The organism is Citrobacter sp. TBCP-5362 (assembly GCF_005406305.1).
Classification (GTDB): domain Bacteria; phylum Pseudomonadota; class Gammaproteobacteria; order Enterobacterales; family Enterobacteriaceae; genus Citrobacter_B; species Citrobacter_B koseri.
On sequence record NZ_CP040234.1, the window covers coordinates 2646267 to 2661516 of the forward strand.

Sequence of the window (15250 nt, forward strand, 5' to 3'; positions counted from 1 at the left end):
TTATTGCTCAAGCGCCGCTGACAGTGCCGCCGGTTCGTTTAGCGCCGAGGCCGTCAGGGTGTCAACAATACGTTTAGTCAGACCAGTGAGGACTTTACCTGGACCCACTTCATAAAGGTGTTCAACACCTTGTGCTGCGATAAATTCTACACTCTTCGTCCACTGCACCGGGTTGTACAGCTGGCGTACCAGCGCATCACGGATAGCGTTAGCGTCGGTTTCACACTTCACGTCAACGTTATTCACAACCGGTACGGTCGGGGCATTGAAGGTGATTTTCGCTAATTCAACCGCCAGCTTATCTGCCGCAGGTTTCATCAGCGCACAGTGTGACGGCACGCTTACCGGCAGCGGCAGCGCACGTTTTGCGCCAGCGGCTTTACAGGCTGCGCCCGCACGTTCAACCGCGTCTTTATGCCCGGCGATAACCACCTGGCCCGGAGAGTTAAAGTTCACCGGAGAAACCACCTGGCCTTCAGCCGCCTCTTCACACGCTTTGGCGATGGATGCATCATCCAGACCGATGATCGCCGCCATTGCGCCGGTGCCTTCCGGCACAGCTTCCTGCATGAACTTGCCGCGCAGTTCAACCAGACGAACCGCGTCGGCGAAATCGATGACGCCAGCACATACCAGCGCGGAGTATTCCCCCAGGCTGTGTCCCGCCATCAGCGCAGGCGCTTTACCGCCCTGCTGCTGCCATACGCGATACAGCGCAACGGAAGCGGCCAGCAATGCTGGCTGAGTCTGCCAGGTCTTATTCAGTTCTTCCGCAGGCCCTTGCTGCGTCAGCGCCCACAGATCATAACCCAGCGTCGCAGAAGCTTCAGCAAAGGTTTCTTCTACGATCGGGTAGCTGGCTGCCATTTCAGACAACATCCCAACCGTCTGGGAACCCTGCCCCGGGAACACAAAAGCAAATTGCGTCATGTTTAAATCCTTATACTAGAAACGAACCAGCGCGGAGCCCCAGGTGAATCCCCCCCCGAAGGCCTCAAGCAATACCAACTGCCCGGCTTTAATCCGCCCGTCGCGCACAGCTTCGTCCAGCGCGCACGGCACAGAGGCCGCAGAGGTGTTGCCGTGTCTGTCCAGCGTAACCACCACATTATCCATCGACATACCCAGCTTTTTCGCTGTCGCGCTGATGATGCGCAGGTTAGCCTGGTGCGGAACCAGCCAGTCCAGAGCGGAACGATCCAGATTATTCGCCGCCAGCGTCTCGTCAACGATGTGTGCCAGTTCAGTTACCGCCACTTTAAACACCTCGTTGCCCGCCATCGTCAGATAAATCGGATTTTCTGGATTGACGCGATCGGCGTTTGGCAGCGTCAGCAACTCACCGTAGCTGCCGTCTGCATGAAGATGCGTCGAAATAATGCCTGGTTCTTCGGATGCGCTCAGAACCGCTGCACCCGCGCCGTCACCAAAGATAATGATCGTCCCGCGATCGGTGGGATCGCAGGTGCGCGCCAGGACATCGGAACCGATGACCAGCGCATATTTAACGGCGCCTGATTTTACATACTGATCGGCAACGCTTAACGCGTAGGTAAAACCGGCGCAGGCCGCTGCAACGTCAAACGCCGGGCAGCCTTTAATGCCCAACATGCTCTGAATCTGGCATGCTGCGCTTGGGAAAGCATGTGTTGCTGACGTGGTCGCCACCACAATCAAGCCAATCTGGTCTTTATCGATGCCCGCCATTTCAAGCGCGCGGTTTGCGGCTGTATAGCCCATCGTCGCGACTGTTTCGTTTGGCGCTGCAATATGGCGTTCACGGATGCCTGTACGCGTGACAATCCACTCGTCAGACGTCTCTACCATCTTTTCCAAATCGGCGTTAGTACGCACTTGTTCAGGCAGATAGCTGCCAGTACCAATAATCTTTGTATACATGTACGCTCAGTCACTTTTCGGTTATATACCACCGCGTGCAAACTGCTGGTATGTTGGTTGCGCTCAGGTTACACCGTTAATTGTGCACCCGTGAGTGTCCGTTTTTGCCACCTTCCAACAGTTCGAATCCGGCTGGGTATACAGATTCCAGGCGAGCGGCAATTCGCTGAGGAACTTGTCGCTGCACCGCCTGCACTGCCTGTTCAATCGCGACGGCAAATGCTCGCTGATTGGCCGCACCATGACTTTTAATCACCGTGCCACGCAATCCTAACAGACAGGCGCCATTATACTGGTCGGGGTTGAGGTGACTGAATCGCCTCGTCAGGCTTTTTTGTAACCAACGTTTTAATAACAGCAGCCACCACGACCGTTTTTTACTCTCACCCTGAGATTTCAGCAGTGAAAGGAACATCCTGACAACCCCTTCCATTGTCTTTAATGTGACATTACCTGTAAATCCGTCACATACCAGCACATCAGTTTTTCCCGTCAATAATTCATTGGCTTCAAGATAACCAATGTAATTGATGGAAGGGACTGTTTTGAGCAACGCAGAGGCATCACGAATACTGTCGAGACCTTTGGTTTCTTCTTCACCAATATTGAGCAACGCCACGCGGGGATTGGTTATCCCAATCACCTCTTCCGCCATCACGGACCCCATCACGGCAAACTGCACCAACATGGTACTGTCACAATCGACGTTGGCGCCTAAATCCAGCACCACCGTTTTTCCTTTCTGCTGATGCGGTAAAACCGTCATCAACGCAGGACGCTCAATGCCCTCAAGGGGTTTGAGCAATAATTTCGCAAGTCCCATGAGCGCGCCCGTATTACCGGCGCTCACACAGGCTTCGGCTCGACCTTCTTTCACGAGCTCCAGGGCCACACGCATTGAGCTGCCGCGACTGGCGCGGATAGCCTGCGAAGGCCGGGCATCACTGGCAATAACTGACTGTGCAGGGATAATCTGCAGACGCGAACGTTGTTCAAAGTCAGCTTTGGCAAGTAATGGCGTGATGGTATCGGGATCCCCGACTAAAAGAAGTGTGAGTTGCGAATTAGAATTCAGTGCCTGCAGTGCTGCAGGCACTGTCACGGAAGGGCCGAAATCTCCCCCCATGACATCTAACGCCAGGGTTAGACGTGTCAAGGTATCGTCGCTGCCTGGTTTGGTGTTTCCCCGCTTACGCGGGGAAATCCTCACTAAGCTTCATCACGCTTGCGCGTGATTACTTAGCGATGACCTTACGGCCGCGGTAGTAACCGTCGGCAGTGATGTGGTGACGCAGGTGTTTTTCACCAGAAGTTTTGTCTACAGACAGGCTGGTGACTGCGGTCAGAGCGTCATGAGAACGACGCATGCCACGTTTGGAACGGGTTGGTTTATTCTGTTGTACGGCCATGGACCTTACTCCTCAATTACTTACGCTTTAAGCTGGCTAATACGGCAAATGGGTTTGGTTTTTGCGCTTCATCAGGCAATTCACCAAAGACCATGTCCGCCTCGGACACTTCACAGTGTTCAGAATCATGCACCGGAACTACCGGCAAGGAGAGGATGATTTCATCTTCAACCATTGCAAGCAGATCGATTTCACCGAATTCGTTAACCTCAATCGGCTCATACGCTTCCGGGAGTGCTTCAGCCTGTTCGTCAGAACGAACCGGACTAAAACAATACGTTGTGTGAACCTGATGGGTAAACGGCTTCCCGCAACGCTGGCATTCGAGCGATACCGTCACCTTCGCATCACCCGTAATAACGGCAAGACGTTGGTTATCGATAGCGAACGACATGGAGCATTCCACATCACTGTCCACACTGACTACAGAATCGGCGACGCGCTCTACCAGATCAGAAGTATAGATACCTTCATAATCGAGGCGTTTTTGAGCCGTACGAACCGGATCAAGAGTCAGGGGTAATTTTACCTTTTGCATAGGGCGCGCATATTAACTTTGTAACGTCATAGAGTCAAAGAAAAAGGCAGCCTGCGGTTGCCTTTTGCCAATAATTCGCACACATTGCGGGTTACAGACTTATTTTCGCTCAAACCGTGACTGTATGTCATGCTTGAAGGACGAAGAGCATAGTTTAAGATGGCTCTCATTAATACGCTATATCTGAGGGAAAAAAATATGCCCCGTCTCATCCTTGCTTCTACCTCTCCCTGGCGTCGCGCGCTGCTCGAAAAACTGGCGATCCCTTTCGAGTGCGCGGCTCCCGAGGTTGACGAAACGCCCATGTCTGGCGAAGCGCCGCGCCATTTGGTCTCTCGCCTCGCACAGGCGAAAGCGCAATCGCTCGCCCACCGTTTCCCCGATCATCTGATTATTGGCTCCGATCAAATTTGCGTTCTGGATGGCGAAATTACCGGCAAACCGTTAACCGAAGAAAAAGCGCGCCAGCAATTAACCAAAGCCAGCGGTAATATTGTGACGTTTTATACCGGACTGGCGCTTTATAATTCTGCAACCGGACATTTACAAACGGAAGTCGAACCGTTTGATGTGCATTTCCGCCATTTAAGCGAAACGGAAATAGAGGACTATGTCCGCAAAGAGCGTCCATTGCATTGTGCCGGAAGTTTTAAAAGCGAAGGTCTTGGCATTGCCCTTTTCGAGCGCCTGGAGGGGCGAGATCCCAATACGCTTATTGGGCTACCGCTAATTGCGCTGTGCCAGATGCTGCGTCGGGAAGAGATGAACCCGCTGATGGCATAGTGGATGCGTCTGATGGCGACGCTAAAACATCTTATCAGGCCCACAGCGGAGCAATGCCCGTAGGCCTGATAAGCACAGCGCCATCAGGCGTAAAGATGCCGGATGATGACGTAAACGTCTTATCCGGCCTACAGGTTTAGCGCGATAATATCGCAACGCGCATCAGGCTTTGTTACGTAACACCTGAAGGCAATGCTTGAGTTGGTTATCCATCGGCGCTTCGATACGCATCACCTCGCCAGTCCCCGGATGAGTAAACTTCAGCGCTGCCGCGTGCAGAAAAAGCCGTGACAGCCCCGTTCCCGCAAGCTGCTTATCAAATTCGCGATCGCCGTAACGATCGTCAAACGCGATCGGATGGCCCGCATGCAGCGTATGCACACGAATCTGATGCGTACGTCCCGTCACCGGGCTACAGCGCACCAGCGTCGCAAACGCATAGCGCTCTTCAACTTTAAAGCGCGTTTCGGAGGGTTTTCCTTCCTGACTCACACGTACAATACGTTCGCCGCTTTGCAAAATATTCTTTAATAAAGGCGCCTGTACCGATTTAACATGCGACTGCCACTGGCCGCGAACCAGCGCCAGATAATCTTTCTGCATCCCCTTCTCACGCAGTTGCTCATGCAAAGAACGCAGCGCTGAGCGTTTTTTCGCAACCAGCAGTACGCCAGAGGTATCGCGGTCAAGACGATGCACCAGTTCCAGGAAACGCGCTTCTGGCCGCAACGCGCGCAGCCCTTCGATAACGCCGAAGCTCAACCCGCTTCCGCCATGTACCGCCGTGCCGGAAGGTTTGTTCAGCACCAGGATATGGTCATCTTCATACAAAATGACATCGGCCAGCGCCGCCACTTTTTGCAGATGCGGCGAAACGGCCTCTTCTTCGCGTTCGGCGACGCGCACCGGCGGAATACGCACTTCATCCCCGGCTTCGAGCTTATATTCCGGTTTGATGCGTTTTTTGTTCACCCGCACTTCACCTTTACGCAAAATGCGGTAAATCATGCTTTTCGGTACGCCTTTGAGTTGCGTGCGCAAAAAGTTATCGATGCGTTGCCCCGCTTCGTCGGCAGTAATGGCAACTATTTTTACGGATGGAGTCTCAGTTTTCATGGGGGCCGATTCTAAATAGCCATAAGGATTAGCGCCACTCATTTTTCTATGCTTATATTTACTTCTATATCCTGTTACTCACGTTCAACATGACCAATTTGCTGGTTATTAAACCAATCGCCATGAGGAAGTGAAAAAACTGTGAGTAACCGGGTGATAAATGGTAAAAGTCATCTTGCTATAACAAGGTTAGCAGTGGAATAATGTAACCGTTTCCGTGTCGAACCTTGTTAAAACAAGAAATTTTACGGAATGACCCATTTTGCCAGACAGATCATCAACGCAGCAATGGCGTAAGACGTATTGATTTTTCAGGCAGTTAGCGGGCTGCGGGTTGCAGTCCTTACCGGTATATGTTCTATGTACTACGCGTTGCAGAAAGGCGGCAAATCTGGGAATCCCCAGGAGCTTATGCCCGGGTGAGCAGATGAAGCCAACGCATCTGCGGCGTGAAAGACGATGAACATAATGGAATCTTCTCTGGAGAGTAACTCCCAGGCTGTTCCCCTGATAATTGCGCTGTATTTCCGTATGAAATACAGGCAACCGACACTCTGCGCCTCTTTGAGCAGACGATAACCGTGAGGTTGGCGACGCGAATAGACACGAGGCCATCGGTTCACACCCGGAAAGGCATTACTATGCCCGCAGCTTAGTCGTCAATGTAAGAATAATGAGTAAGTTACGATGAAAAGAATGTTAATCAACGCAACTCAGCAGGAAGAGTTGCGTGTTGCCCTTGTAGATGGGCAGCGCCTGTACGACCTGGACATTGAGAGTCCAGGACACGAGCAGAAAAAAGCGAACATCTATAAAGGCAAAATTACCCGTATCGAACCGAGTCTGGAAGCGGCTTTTGTTGATTACGGCGCTGAACGTCACGGTTTCCTCCCGTTAAAAGAAATTGCCCGCGAATATTTCCCCGCCAACTACAACGCCCACGGCCGTCCAAACATTAAAGATGTGTTGCGCGAAGGTCAGGAAGTGATTGTTCAGATTGATAAAGAAGAACGCGGCAACAAAGGCGCTGCGCTGACGACGTTTATCAGTCTGGCAGGGAGCTATCTGGTTTTAATGCCGAACAACCCGCGCGCGGGCGGCATCTCCCGTCGCATTGAAGGCGACGATCGCACCGAATTAAAAGAAGCGCTGGCAAGCCTCGAACTGCCTGACGGCATGGGGCTTATCGTGCGTACCGCAGGCGTCGGCAAATCCGCCGAAGCGTTGCAGTGGGACCTGAGCTTCCGCCTGAAACACTGGGAAGCGATTCAGAAAGCCGCTGAAAGCCGCCCTGCTCCATTCCTGATCCATCAGGAAAGCAACGTTATCGTCCGCGCATTCCGTGACTACTTACGTCAGGATATCGGCGAAATTCTTATCGATAATCCGAAAGTGCTTGAGCTGGCGCGCCAGCACATCGCGGCGTTGGGTCGCCCGGATTTCAGCAGCAAGATTAAGCTTTATACCGGCGAGATTCCGCTGTTCAGCCACTACCAGATCGAGTCGCAAATTGAATCCGCCTTCCAGCGTGAAGTGCGTCTGCCTTCCGGCGGCTCTATCGTTATTGACACAACCGAAGCGTTAACCGCGATTGATATTAACTCCGCGCGTGCCACACGCGGCGGCGATATCGAAGAAACCGCGTTTAACACAAACCTGGAAGCAGCCGATGAAATTGCTCGCCAGTTGCGCTTGCGCGACCTCGGTGGCCTGATCGTTATCGACTTCATCGACATGACGCCAGTACGCCACCAGCGCGCTGTGGAAAACCGTCTGCGCGAAGCGGTACGTCAGGATCGTGCGCGTATCCAGATTAGCCATATTTCTCGTTTTGGCCTGCTGGAGATGTCCCGCCAGCGTCTCAGCCCGTCTCTGGGCGAGTCCAGCCATCACGTCTGCCCACGCTGTAGCGGCACCGGCACCGTACGCGACAACGAATCGCTCTCCCTGTCTATTCTGCGTCTGATTGAAGAAGAAGCGCTGAAAGAGAATACCCAGGAAGTTCACGCCATTGTTCCGGTCCCGATCGCCTCTTACCTGCTTAACGAAAAGCGCACCGCGGTTAATGCTATTGAGACTCGCCAGGATGGCGTGCGCTGCGTGATCGTACCAAACGATCAGATGGAAACGCCGCACTACTCCGTTTTGCGCGTACGTAAAGGGGAAGAAACGCCAACCCTGAGCTACATGCTGCCGAAACTGCATGAAGAAGCGATGGCGTTACCTTCTGAAGAAGAGTACGCCGAGCGTAAACGCCCTGAACAACCAGCACTGGCGACCTTCGCGATGCCGGAAGTGCCGCCTGCGCCGACGCCAGCAGAACCTGCGGTGAAAGCAGCGACGGCAGCACCGAAAGCCGTTGCCACTGCGCCTGCACAACCAGGTCTGCTTACCCGCTTCTTCGGCGCGCTGAAAAACATGTTCAGCGGCAGCGAAGTCGCTAAGCCGGTTGAACAACCTGCACCGAAAGCAGAGGAAAAACCGGAGCGTCAGCAGGATCGTCGTAAGTCTCGCCAGAATAATCGCCGCGACCGTAACGATCGCCGTGACAACCGTGATAATCGCGACAACCGCGCTGAAGGCGGTGAAAACCGTGATGACAACCGTCGTAACCGTCGTCAGGCGCAGCAGCAGAACGCAGAAGCGCGTGACAACCGCCAGCAGTCTAACGACGTTGCCGATAAGGCGAAGTCCGGTGACGAGCAGCAGACGCCGCGTCGTGAACGCAACCGTCGTCGCAACGATGAAAAACGTCAGGCACAGCAAGAAGTCAAGGCGCTGAATCTGGATGAGCAACCGGCTCAGGAGACGGAACAGGAAGAACGCGTTCGTCAGGCGCAGCCTCGCCGTAAACAGCGTCAGCTGAGCCAGAAAGTTCGTTACACAGACTCCGCAACCTCTGAAGCAGAAGCTGTCGCAACGCCAGTCGTCGAAGACGCTGTCGCCACCCAGCCTGCTACGCAAAGCGCGCCTGCTCAGCGTACTGAACTGGCGAAAGTCGACCTGCCAGCGATCGCAGACGTTGCGCCAGCAGAGCAGGAAGAAAACGGCGAAGCGCGTGATAACGCAGGAATGCCGCGTCGCTCCCGTCGTTCTCCTCGCCACCTGCGCGTCAGCGGCCAGCGTCGTCGTCGCTACCGCGATGAGCGTTACCCGCTTCAATCGCCAATGCCGTTAACCGTCGCTTGCGCTTCACCGGAAATGGCGTCTGGCAAAGTGTGGATTCGCTACCCTGTCGCCCGTCCTCAGGATACGCAGGTTGAAGCACAGCGCGAAGAAGAGACCGTACAAGCTCAGCCGGTTGCAGTAGAGCCGCAGGTCGTCGCTGCCGCAGCCGAACAGGTTGTAGACGCACCGGCTCAAACTGAAACCGTTGTCGCTGAACCTCAGCCCGCTACTGTGGAAACAACGCATCCTGAAGTGATTGCCACCCCGGTTGAAGAACAACCTCAGGTGATTGCAGAGGCTGACGTCCCTGTTGCGCAGGAAGTCGCTGCGCAAGCGGAACCTGTCGCTGACGTTCAGGAAACCACGACGGCTGAAGAATCCGCTGACGTTGTCATCGCCGAACCGGAAGAGATCGTTACAGAAACGGTTGAACCTGTCGATGTTGCCGCTGAACCGGAAGAGATTGTCGCTGCGCCTGTCGCCGTCGCCGTTGCTGAAACCGTGTCAGAAAGCGCGGTAACAACCGGGGAGAAATCCGTCAGCCACGCCAGTGCGCCGATGACCCGCGCGCCTGCGCCGGAATATGTCCCGGAAGCGCCACATCAAAGCGACTGGCAGCGCCCTGCCTTCATCTTTGAAGGTAAAGGTGCGGCAGGTGGTCATAGCGCAACGCATCAGGCCGCCGCACCAGCCACGCGCCCGCAGCCTGTAGAATAAGCTGAACGCGATGTTAAAGATAAAGCCGACCTGCGGGTCGGCTTTTTTGTACCTGCAATCGGTGCCCGTTATCTGTTTTCCGGGCAAAAAAATGCCCGCTCCGGGGTGAAGGGAGCGGGCAGACAAAACATACCCAGTTTCATGATATGTTTCAAAACATGTGCTATCTGTTCAACTGAAACAGAGACATTCCTTGCATATCGCTAAACGCTTTATAGGACGCCTGTAACGCAGCCTGTTGCATTACATACGACGAGATGGCCGCGTTCCAGTCCACATCGACCAGATCGCTCATCTGCTGTGCCTGACCCAGCGCGCGCTCGCTTCCCAATGAATCCAGAGAATCCAGCTCACTCAATTGCGTTCCCAGTTCCGCACGAACGGTCAGGACGTTATTAAGGGAGTTTTTCAGGCCACGGTTTGTTTTATCAATCGCCGCAGCAGCTTCCGCCTTCTTCACATCATCGTCAGCAACCGGCGTTTTCAGCGCTGCAATGGCCGTATCCAGCATCGCAAACAGGCTGGTTTCTGAAGCGCTGTTGTCGGGTTCCGGTACGGCATTACTGGTAATACGATTAAAAATCTGATCGCCCGTATGACCAATCACCATCGTACGCGAAGCATCAACCTGCTGGGTGATGTTTTCAGTGCCACCGCTATAGTCGCCATTTGCCTGATCAAACGGCGCTTTTTCAGTTTTATAGCCTGCGAAAATGTAACGACCGTTGCCGTCGGTGCTGTTGGCCAGGTTCATTAACTGATCGCGAACCCCCTGTAGATCGCTCGCCAGCGAGGCGCGGTCATCATCGCTTAAGGTGCCGTTAGCGGCGTAAACGATTTTTTCCTGCGCAGTTTGAATTGCAGCTGTCACCTGACTTAGCACGTTTTCTTCCAGCGACACTTTCTGAGTGGCAAAGGTACGTGCCAGCGCATACTGACTGTTCTGAGCCTGGGCCTGAGCGAGTACGATAGCCTGAGAAGCGGCAATAGGATCGTCAGACGGATTAATCACGCGCTTACCGGTGGACATCTGCTCACCGTACTTCATCCATTCAGCCTGGGAATTGGTGATACCACGCATATTCTGCTGGTACATCATCTGGGTACTGATACGCATTTATCCTCCTCTCCCTTAGCGAATGCCCAACAGCGCATCAAACAGCGTATTCGCGGTTTGCAGCACCTGAGCGTTTGCCAGGTAGTACTGCTGATAGCGTTGCAGGTTGCCGTATTCTTCATCAAGGTTAACGCCGGAAATCGATTGCTGCTGGTTGTACAACTGCGTCACAACATTGCCCTGCGCCGTGCTGCTGGTTTTCAACGTGGCGGTTTTGTTCCCCACATCGCTGACCATCGTCGCATAAGCATCATTAAAGGACTTATTGCCTACCGTTTTCTGGGTTTGTAAATCCAGCAGCGCCTGACCGTTACGGTTATCGCTCCCACCCGCATCGGGATCGGAAGCCATCGCAATTTTGGATTCATCGGTCACCAGCACGTTCATGTTCACAATGGCATCGCTGACCGGTTTCAGGGTAAAGCTGTCATTCGCATTTGCCCCTGCCCCGACCGTCACTTCCAGCCCGTCAAACGTCAGTTTCCCGTTGGTTTCAACCGCCTTAAAGCTGGTGTTGTCTGACAAGCGCGTGACCTGCCAGTCCTGACCATCAAATACCAGCTTATAATTGGTAGCCTGTACCGCGGAACTGTCGGTGACTTCCGCAGACAAGGTTCCGCTACCCGTATTTTTCGCATTACTCAATACGGACGGTTTACCGATGGAAAAGAAGTCCTCGCCCTGATCGCCATTGGCATCATATCCCTGTTTATGCTGGGCATTAAACGCTTCGGCAAAGGCCAGCGCCAGCTGGTTGAGGGTATTGCGAGTCTGATCCAGATCCTGAGAGCGGAACGTCAGCAACCCGCCAAGCGAGCCGCTATTGAGCAATTTTTCCGGGATTTCAATGTTTCCGGCAGTCGCATCAACATAGGCGACCGTGGTGCGTGACGGATCGGCGCTGGACGGCACCGCGGCCAGTTGACGGGCGCTGCTGCCCTGCACGAGGGTATAGCCATTCGCCATCGTCAGGTTATAGGTGCCGCCGTCCTGGACGCTAACTTCCACACCGACAATCTGGTTCAGCTCACTCACCAGTTGGTCGCGTTGGTCGAGAAGATCGTTCGGTGAAGCGCCCGCGCCCACCCCGGTCAGACGGGAAATCTGATCGTTCAGGCTGGCGATTTGCTTCGCGTAATTGTTGATCTGCTCAACGCTGGAGCCAATGGCGATATTGACCTGCTTATCCTGATCGCGCAGGTACTGATCGGTCGTTTTAAACTGGTTTACCAGGCCGTCGGCTTTACCGATAAGCGCCTGACGCGCCGCCGGGTCTTCCGCGTTGCTGACCAGCGTTTGCAGGCTGGTGAAGAAACCTTGCAGAGAGGTCGAAATCGAGCTGGTGGTACTGGAGAGCAGGTTATCAATTTTCGACATTTGCTCATACCGCACGGTCAAACCACTGCTCTGATTCTGCGCCGCGCGTAACTGATTGGTAATAAAAGAATCATACTCACGCTGTACGCCAGAAACGTAGACGCCATTACCGACCCAACCGCCCGCTCCCAGCGTACTGTTGGCCTGCGCCATAATCGTCGTCTGTCGGGTGTATCCGGCAACGTTATAGCTGGAGATGTTATTACTGGCAGTATTTAACGCAGACTGGGCTGCGCTAAGTCCGCTCATGGCGTTGTTAATTAAGCTGGACATGGAGGTTCCTTGTAATCCTTCAATACTGGTTATTATCGGCAGCGGGTTCCTGGACTTGAGCTATTTAAAAGAGATTGTCGAGATTCGCGCTGTACGTTTTGCTCACCTTGTCGCTCATGGATTTCAGCTGTTGAATCATGCTGGTTAATTTACGCGCATAGTCAGGATCGGTTGCATAACCGGCATTTTGTAACGCCTGTGCGCCCTGTTCAGCGGTAGACGCGGCGGTCACCGCGGCATAGCGCGGGTTACGGGTCAGCAGCCCCACATAATCCGATAGCGCCTCCAGATAGGAGCTGTAAACGCGGAATTTCGCTTTTACCTTCTTCGCTTCGCCGTTCTCATATTCGGTGGTGGTGATCTCTGTTACCGGCCCCTTCCAGTTGGACGAGGCCTTAATGCCAAACAGGTTAAAGCTCGGCTCACCATTTTCACGGCGGATCTGTCGCTGACCCCATCCCGACTCCAGCGCCGCCTGCGCCAGAATCAGATGATGCGGCACGCCGCTTTGTTCACTTGCCAGGCGTGCCGGAAGCGAAAGCTGGGCCAGGAAGTCTTTGCTGTCGCCGGACAGCGGCTCATCATTATTTTCCGGCGCTTTTGGCATCGCCTTACGCACCAGCTGCGTCAGCGCCTGATTTTGATAGCTGGTCACCGTTTCCAGAGGGAACTTCATTGGCACCTGCGGCGCTTCTTCCGCAGGCTGCGTCTGCCCCTCGGTCATCTGCCTGACCATCATCTCCGCCAGTCCCAACCCTTTACCGGCGGTCATCTGCTGCGCAATCTGCTGGTCATACATGCTGGTGTACAGTCGCGTTTGATCGCTGCTGAATATGCCGTCTTTCGGCAGCGCTTCACGCATGCTTTTCAGCATCATCTGCACAAACATCCCTTCAACCTGACGCGCGACCGGGCGGATATTCGCCGCCGGATCTTGCCCCGCTTTGGCTTTCAGCTCATTGAGCGATTGCGCATCCCAGGCCGCGCTGGCCAACAGTTTGCTGTCACCAATCATCAGATAATTTCCAGTTTGGCGCGCAGACAACCCGCGCTCTGCATGGATTGCAGGATGGACATCAGATCCATCGGCGTGGCGCCCAGCGCATTCAGCGCGCGGACGACATTGTTCAGGTTGGCGCTGGAACGGACGCTTTGCAGCGAACCGCCGCTCTGACGTAAATCAATCTGCGTTTGTGGCGTAACGACCGTCTGCCCCCCGCCAAACGGCGTGTCCGGCTGGCTGACGTTCGCCTGGCGATTCACCGTTACGGACAAATTGCCCTGCGCGACGGCGCAACTGTCCAGCGTCACTTCACGGTTCATCACCACGGAACCGGTACGGGAGTTAATCACCACCTTCGCGTCCTGTGGTGTGACGTTCACCTCCAGATTCTGGATATCCGCCAGGAAGCGTACCTGCGAGCTGTTGCCGCTGGGTACGCGAACCTGAATCGTGCGCGCATCCAGCGCGGTTGCACTGCCATAGCCACGAGCGCGGTTGATGGTGTCAGTGATCTGCTGCGCCATTGCGAAGTCTTCATTGTTCAGTTGCAGATTGAGGGTATTTCCGCCGCCAAACTGGCTGGGCAGCTCGCGTTCAATGATTGCGCCATTGGTGATACGCCCGCCATTGAGCTGGTTAACCTGCACGCTGCTGCCGCCCGCAGACGCCCCTGCGCCGCCGACTAAAATATTTCCCTGCGCCAGGGCATACACCTGGCTATCGACCCCTTTCAGCGGCGTCATCAGCAATGTACCGCCGCGCAGACTTTTCGCGTTCCCCATTGAGGACACCACCACGTCGATCGTTTGCCCCTGGCGACCGAATGCCGGAAATTGCGCCGTGACCATTACCGCCGCAACGTTTTTCAACTGCATATTGGTGCCCGTCGGGACGGTGATCCCCAACTGAGACAGCATGTTATTCAGCGTCTGGGTGGTAAAGGGCGTCTGGGTCGTCTGGTCGCCCGTCCCGTCCAGGCCGACCACCAGCCCGTAACCAATCAGCGAGTTTTCCCGCACCCCCTGCACGCTGGTCAGATCCCGAATACGATCGGCATGCGCCAGGGTGGTTGCCAGTATCAGTACAATTCCAACAAGAGATTTAAACACTGGAGACCTCGCTTACATCGGCGACAAGTTAAGGAAGAAACGTTGCAGCCAACCCATATTTTGCGCCTCGTTGATATAGCCGTTGCCGACATATTCAATGCGCGCATCCGCAACCTGTGTTGACGGAACGGAGTTGCTGCCGCTGATGGTGCGTGGGTTCACGACCCCGGAGAAGCGGATGAACTCAGTGCCCTGATTAATGGCGATCTGTTTTTCACCCACGACGTGTAAATTGCCATTTGCCAGTACCTGATCGACGGTTACGGTCAGCGTGCCGCTAAAGGTATTGCTGGCGTTCGCGCCGCCTTTACCGTTGAAGGAGTTCCCGCCAGAGGCTTCCATATCTGCACGCGCGTTGCCGAACAATCCCTGCAAATAACGAGGAACCGTATCAAAGCCGAAGTTGGTTTTACCGTCACGGCTGGCATTGGCGGAGGAGCTCTTACTGGCGCTGACGTTTTCCTGCAATACAATCGTCAGCGTATCGCCGATATTGCGTGGACGTCGGTCTTCAAACAGCGGCTGATAGCCATAGTTGATCGGCTGCGCAGACTGAAAAATGGAACCATTCGCCACCGGAGTCGGGCCCGGTATGGGCTGTGCAGTGGTCGCGCCCTGCACGAGCGGTGTGGAAGGTATCCAGGCACATCCTGTCAGTGAAACCACCAGCAGGGCCATAATCGGGTAATGGTGCGCAGCGTATTTTTGCATTGCCTTCATCTTCAAAATCAGTGTGCCGGT

Annotated in this window: 13 protein-coding genes; 2 read left to right on the plus strand and 11 right to left on the minus strand. The window is 54.4% G+C overall.

Features of this window, described 5'->3' with window-relative positions; genetic code table 11:
• The 5 genes from fabD to yceD all read right to left on the minus strand — a co-directional run bounded on the left by fabD (position 1) and on the right by yceD (position 3846).
• A complete protein-coding gene (gene fabD / locus FD428_RS12675; protein WP_114848571.1) occupies positions 1-930 on the minus strand; it encodes an ACP S-malonyltransferase in 930 nt (309 codons plus the stop codon).
• Between the two features lie 15 nt (positions 931-945).
• A complete protein-coding gene (gene fabH / locus FD428_RS12680) occupies positions 946-1899 on the minus strand; it encodes a beta-ketoacyl-ACP synthase III (protein WP_012132830.1) in 954 nt (317 codons plus the stop codon).
• Positions 1900-1975: 76 nt separating this feature from the next.
• The gene (gene plsX / locus FD428_RS12685) at positions 1976-3055 is read right to left on the minus strand and encodes a phosphate acyltransferase PlsX (protein ID WP_071818860.1); all 1080 of its coding nucleotides are present in this window, start codon (positions 3053-3055) and stop codon (positions 1976-1978) included.
• A gap of 79 nt (positions 3056-3134) precedes the next feature.
• Entirely contained in the window at positions 3135-3308 is a 174-nt protein-coding gene (gene rpmF, locus FD428_RS12690; RefSeq protein ID WP_000290727.1) for a 50S ribosomal protein L32, read from the minus strand.
• 16 nt (positions 3309-3324) lie between these two features.
• Positions 3325-3846, minus strand: coding sequence for a 23S rRNA accumulation protein YceD (yceD, locus tag FD428_RS12695; RefSeq protein ID WP_012132832.1), 522 nt, complete (start codon positions 3844-3846; stop codon positions 3325-3327).
• Positions 3847-4044: 198 nt separating this feature from the next.
• Here yceD and FD428_RS12700 point away from each other — a divergent pair, with 198 nt between their 5' ends.
• Positions 4045-4629 carry a nucleoside triphosphate pyrophosphatase gene (locus FD428_RS12700; RefSeq protein ID WP_012132833.1) on the plus strand — a complete coding sequence of 195 codons (585 nt, stop codon included), beginning with the start codon at positions 4045-4047 and terminating at the stop codon, positions 4627-4629.
• 162 nt (positions 4630-4791) lie between these two features.
• Here FD428_RS12700 and rluC read toward each other — a convergent pair whose 3' ends face one another.
• Entirely contained in the window at positions 4792-5745 is a 954-nt protein-coding gene (gene rluC / locus FD428_RS12705) for a 23S rRNA pseudouridine(955/2504/2580) synthase RluC (protein ID WP_012132836.1), read from the minus strand.
• A gap of 687 nt (positions 5746-6432) precedes the next feature.
• Between rluC and rne the strand changes: the two genes are divergently transcribed.
• Entirely contained in the window at positions 6433-9630 is a 3198-nt protein-coding gene (gene rne, locus FD428_RS12710) for a ribonuclease E (RefSeq protein ID WP_114848572.1), read from the plus strand.
• A gap of 163 nt (positions 9631-9793) precedes the next feature.
• Here the strand turns inward: rne and flgL are convergent, their stop codons facing one another.
• The 5 genes from flgL to flgH all read right to left on the minus strand — a co-directional run bounded on the left by flgL (position 9794) and on the right by flgH (position 15220).
• Positions 9794-10747, minus strand: a complete 954-nt coding sequence (gene flgL, locus FD428_RS12715; protein ID WP_114848573.1) for a flagellar hook-associated protein FlgL — start codon at positions 10745-10747, stop codon at positions 9794-9796.
• Positions 10748-10762: 15 nt separating this feature from the next.
• Positions 10763-12397: a flagellar hook-associated protein FlgK gene (gene flgK / locus FD428_RS12720; RefSeq protein WP_047457529.1), complete on the minus strand. Its 1635-nt coding sequence runs from the start codon at positions 12395-12397 to the stop codon at positions 10763-10765.
• Between the two features lie 64 nt (positions 12398-12461).
• Complete coding sequence (flgJ, locus tag FD428_RS12725) at positions 12462-13412, minus strand: flagellar assembly peptidoglycan hydrolase FlgJ (protein ID WP_047457531.1); 951 nt, start codon at positions 13410-13412, stop codon at positions 12462-12464.
• Positions 13412-14509: a flagellar basal body P-ring protein FlgI gene (locus FD428_RS12730; protein WP_012132841.1), complete on the minus strand. Its 1098-nt coding sequence runs from the start codon at positions 14507-14509 to the stop codon at positions 13412-13414. Before FD428_RS12730 ends, flgJ begins: the two co-directional genes overlap by 1 nt.
• Positions 14510-14521: 12 nt before the next feature.
• Positions 14522-15220 carry a flagellar basal body L-ring protein FlgH gene (gene flgH, locus FD428_RS12735; protein WP_024130441.1) on the minus strand — a complete coding sequence of 233 codons (699 nt, stop codon included), beginning with the start codon at positions 15218-15220 and terminating at the stop codon, positions 14522-14524.
• Positions 15221-15250 lie beyond the last annotated feature (30 nt).

Bases quoted from the DNA above. Each gene is read 5' to 3' on its own strand.
- fabD (WP_114848571.1), bottom strand. From the start codon at position 930: ATGACGCAATTTGCTTTTGTGTTCCCGGGGCAGGGTTCCCAGACGGTT.
- fabH (WP_012132830.1), bottom strand. From the start codon at position 1,899: ATGTATACAAAGATTATTGGTACTGGCAGCTATCTGCCTGAACAAGTG.
- rpmF (WP_000290727.1), bottom strand. From the start codon at position 3,308: ATGGCCGTACAACAGAATAAACCAACCCGTTCCAAACGTGGCATGCGT.
- yceD (WP_012132832.1), bottom strand. From the start codon at position 3,846: ATGCAAAAGGTAAAATTACCCCTGACTCTTGATCCGGTTCGTACGGCT.
- FD428_RS12700 (WP_012132833.1), top strand. From the start codon at position 4,045: ATGCCCCGTCTCATCCTTGCTTCTACCTCTCCCTGGCGTCGCGCGCTG.
- rluC (WP_012132836.1), bottom strand. From the start codon at position 5,745: ATGAAAACTGAGACTCCATCCGTAAAAATAGTTGCCATTACTGCCGAC.
- rne (WP_114848572.1), top strand. From the start codon at position 6,433: ATGAAAAGAATGTTAATCAACGCAACTCAGCAGGAAGAGTTGCGTGTT.
- flgL (WP_114848573.1), bottom strand. From the start codon at position 10,747: ATGCGTATCAGTACCCAGATGATGTACCAGCAGAATATGCGTGGTATC.
- flgK (WP_047457529.1), bottom strand. From the start codon at position 12,397: ATGTCCAGCTTAATTAACAACGCCATGAGCGGACTTAGCGCAGCCCAG.
- flgJ (WP_047457531.1), bottom strand. From the start codon at position 13,412: ATGATTGGTGACAGCAAACTGTTGGCCAGCGCGGCCTGGGATGCGCAA.
- flgH (WP_024130441.1), bottom strand. From the start codon at position 15,220: ATGCAAAAATACGCTGCGCACCATTACCCGATTATGGCCCTGCTGGTG.